This is a genomic window from Gemmatimonas sp. (assembly GCF_044345575.1).
Taxonomy (GTDB): domain Bacteria; phylum Gemmatimonadota; class Gemmatimonadetes; order Gemmatimonadales; family Gemmatimonadaceae; genus Gemmatimonas.
This window is the reverse complement of sequence record NZ_JBIJAW010000397.1, coordinates 1-2,877: the sequence shown is the minus strand read 5'-3', so window position 1 is coordinate 2,877 and position 2,877 is coordinate 1. Positions and strand designations below refer to the sequence as shown.

At 66.8% G+C, this 2,877-nt stretch carries 3 protein-coding genes, 1 tRNA gene and 1 pseudogene; 1 reads left to right on the top strand and 4 read right to left on the bottom strand.

Features of this window, described 5'->3' with window-relative positions:
- Positions 1–312 (top strand): annotated as a pseudogene (locus ACIQ6O_RS15735) (16S rRNA pseudouridine(516) synthase); the annotation flags it as partial.
- 37 nt (positions 313–349) lie between these two features.
- On the opposite strand, the gene ACIQ6O_RS15730 reads toward ACIQ6O_RS15735, so the two are convergent.
- From ACIQ6O_RS15730 to ACIQ6O_RS15715, 4 genes are all read right to left on the bottom strand, one after another.
- Positions 350–928 carry a TlpA family protein disulfide reductase gene (locus ACIQ6O_RS15730; protein ID WP_396208722.1) on the bottom strand — a complete coding sequence of 193 codons (579 nt, stop codon included), beginning with the start codon at positions 926–928 and terminating at the stop codon, positions 350–352.
- Positions 929–956: 28 nt separating this feature from the next.
- A complete protein-coding gene (locus tag ACIQ6O_RS15725; protein ID WP_396208721.1) occupies positions 957–2,162 on the bottom strand; it encodes a class I SAM-dependent methyltransferase in 1,206 nt (401 codons plus the stop codon).
- Between the two features lie 184 nt (positions 2,163–2,346).
- A tRNA-Ile gene (locus tag ACIQ6O_RS15720) sits at positions 2,347–2,420 on the bottom strand.
- A 206-nt stretch (positions 2,421–2,626) separates the two neighbouring features.
- Positions 2,627–2,877, bottom strand: a 251-nt coding sequence (locus ACIQ6O_RS15715; protein WP_396208720.1) for a hypothetical protein, incomplete at its 5' end; no start/stop codon positions are given.

The window sequence follows — 2,877 nt, the reverse complement described above, 5'->3', positions numbered from 1 at the left end:
CTGCGCGGTGATGAGGCGGCGCTGTTCTCCGCCGGTACCCTGATGCTCCAGGGCGAGAGCACGCCGCTGCTGCCGGCCACGCTCGAGGTGATCGCCCCGCAGCGCGCCCGCCTGACGATCCGCGAAGGGCGATATCACCAGGTGCGGCGCATGTTCGCCGCCACCGGCAACCACGTTACCGCGCTGCAGCGTGTGTCGTTCGGGCCCCTCGCGCTCGGTGACCTGCCCGAGGGGCACTGGCGCATGCTGGCCAGCGACGAGGTCATGCAGCTACGCGACGCCGCACGCGCCGCCAAGGCGGCGCAGCGCTAGCCCTCGCAGCGCTAACCCTCGCAGCGCGCGCCATCGCTCAACGCGTGGCCGGAACCGACTCCGCAAGCAATCGGCGTAAGGCCGGTCGCAAGGTGAGCGGGCCCACCGGGCCCATCACGGCATGTCGAACCACACCGGCCTTGTCCACGAGGAAGCTCGTGGGATAGCCACGCACGCCGCCGAACGCACCGATCACATCCGCGCCAACGATCGCCACCGGATAGGTGATATGCCGCTCGGCGAGAAACGCGTCGACGGTGTTCGCAGGGCCGCGGTCGACCGAGAGCCCGAGCATCACGAGGCCTTCTGCCGCGTATGTATCAGCCAGCTGCTGCAACGCCGGCATTTCAGCGCGGCACGGCGGACACCACGTGGCCCACACGTTCACGAACACCACCCGACCACGCAGGCTGTCCGGCGTAATCGTGCGACCGTCGCGGGTGGTCACGGTGTAGACCGGTACGCGCGCCTCCTTGAGGCGGGCACCGATCAATGCCTCCACATGGGGCCAGCAGCGCGGCGCCGCCCAGAGGAGCACGGCCGCCGTGAACAGATTTGACAACGTGAGCCATCGGGGGACCCAGCTCGGCACCCACCGCGACGTCTGTGAAGACACGCTTCCGCCGCGAGACGCCGGCCCCGGCTCAGCCACGCCGCACGCCGCCGATGACCTTGAAGCGCCGGCCATCATGTGCGGTACGCACCTCACCGAAACACTCGGCGATCAGTCGTTCGTACGGCAACGTGCGATTGGCCACGAGGTACAACCGACCGCCCGGGGCAAGATGGGCATAGGCCTGCTCGATGAATGCCCGCGGGATGGCCAGCTCCGTCCCCTTGCCGAGGTGAAAGGGTGGATTGCTCACCACCACGTCCACGCGTTCATCGCCGGCGGCCGAGGCCACATCACTCGCGCGCACCTCCACGTTGCCGCTGCCGGCGTGTGCCGCGGTGCGCGCGGCGCAGCGTACCGCATCAGCATCGGCATCGAGCATGAGTACACGGCCCATCGGCGTCCACCGTGAGGCCGCCACACCGAGAATGCCCGCGCCGCAACCGAGATCGATGACCGACTCGCCATTATCGATGCGCATCAGGTCGGCCAGAATGGCCGTGGCTTCGTCCACGTGTTCCCACGAGAACACACCGGGACGGGTACTGGCCACGAACTCGGTCTCGGCCAACGTCACCGTGAGTTCGTAAAAGTGCTCGGCGTCGAGCCACGGGTTGGCGAACAGGTCGGCATCGCCGGGCGTACCGCTACGCTTGGTCGCCGCCAGCAGGCGACAGCCGCTGTGCTGCGCGGCAACCTGCGCGTTGCCGAACACCGTCTCGAGCAGGCGTGCCGCCGGCTTGGCCCCCTCGTCATTGGCGCCCGCCAGCAGACAGGTGCCTCCCTCGGCCAGCGCGCGGAAGGCCTCGGCCACGGCGATCTGCATGCCGAGCTTGTCGGTGGGAATACGAATCGTGACCAGGGTACAACTGTCGGCAGCAACCAGCGGATTCACCAGCGCCGCGTGATGCACCGCGTGCGCCTCGCCGGCCTGTGCGTCGAGCGTGCGTCGCGTCGCTTCGGCGTTGGTGAAGTACCGGTCGAACGCCACGGCGCGATACCCCATGGCCTTGGCAACGGCAGGCACCAGTCCGTTGCCACTGCCGAGGTGCAGCGACGAAGAGCCGTCCGACGCCGCGCGCTCACCTACCGCTTCGGCCAGCATTACCGATGGCGTGTCGATGGCTCCGTGCGCGAACACGCCGGGTTTGGTGGCAACGGTGACGGTGAGATCGCCGACCCGCGCCGGCCCCTGCTGCCATGTTTCGTACGGCGTGCCGCCGGAGGAATTGGTCATCCCTGAAACGTATCGGATCAGGCCGACGGGTGTCTGCCGCCGAACCTAGGGCGAGACCGGTCAGACGATCACACGGCCTTCGCGGAGGGCGCGGAGAGGAGACATACGGCCATGCTGTCACCCGGCGCACAGAACGACAACGCCCCCGTGGCGATCACTCGCGACGGGGGCGTTGTTGCTACAGTGGGCCTGAGAGGAGTTGAACCTCTGACCTCACGCTTATCAGGCGTGCGCTCTAACCACCTGAGCTACAGGCCCGGTGCCAGGCAGTGCAAAACGCGCCGCCGATCCACCAGAGCCGCATAATGTAGCTCCTCCTATCCCCCGCGTAAAGGGACCTGTCCGTTTTCGCGTATCGGAGGTCGGGGTTTGGCCCCCCGAAACGAAACGGGCGACCTCGTGGGTCGCCCGCGTCCTTCCTGTCACATCAGAGCGGCGCTCAGGTCAGCGATCCGAGCCGACGCTCACGCGTCGGGATCGTCTTCGTCGCCGTAGCCGAGGTCGTCGTCGTAATCGTAATCCTCGTCGTCCTCGTCCTCGTCGTCTTCATCGTCGTCGTCTTCATCATCGTCGTCGAAGTCGTCGTCGTCGTCATCATCGTCGTCGAGATCATCATCATCGTCGTCGAAGTCGACATCGTCTTCGTCCTCGTCGAGATCGTCCTCGTCGAAGCCCTCGTCATCGAAATCTTCGTCGTCGGCGGCAAGCATGAACA

Bases quoted from the DNA above. Each gene is read 5' to 3' on its own strand.
- ACIQ6O_RS15725 (WP_396208721.1), bottom strand. From the start codon at position 2,162: ATGACCAATTCCTCCGGCGGCACGCCGTACGAAACATGGCAGCAGGGG.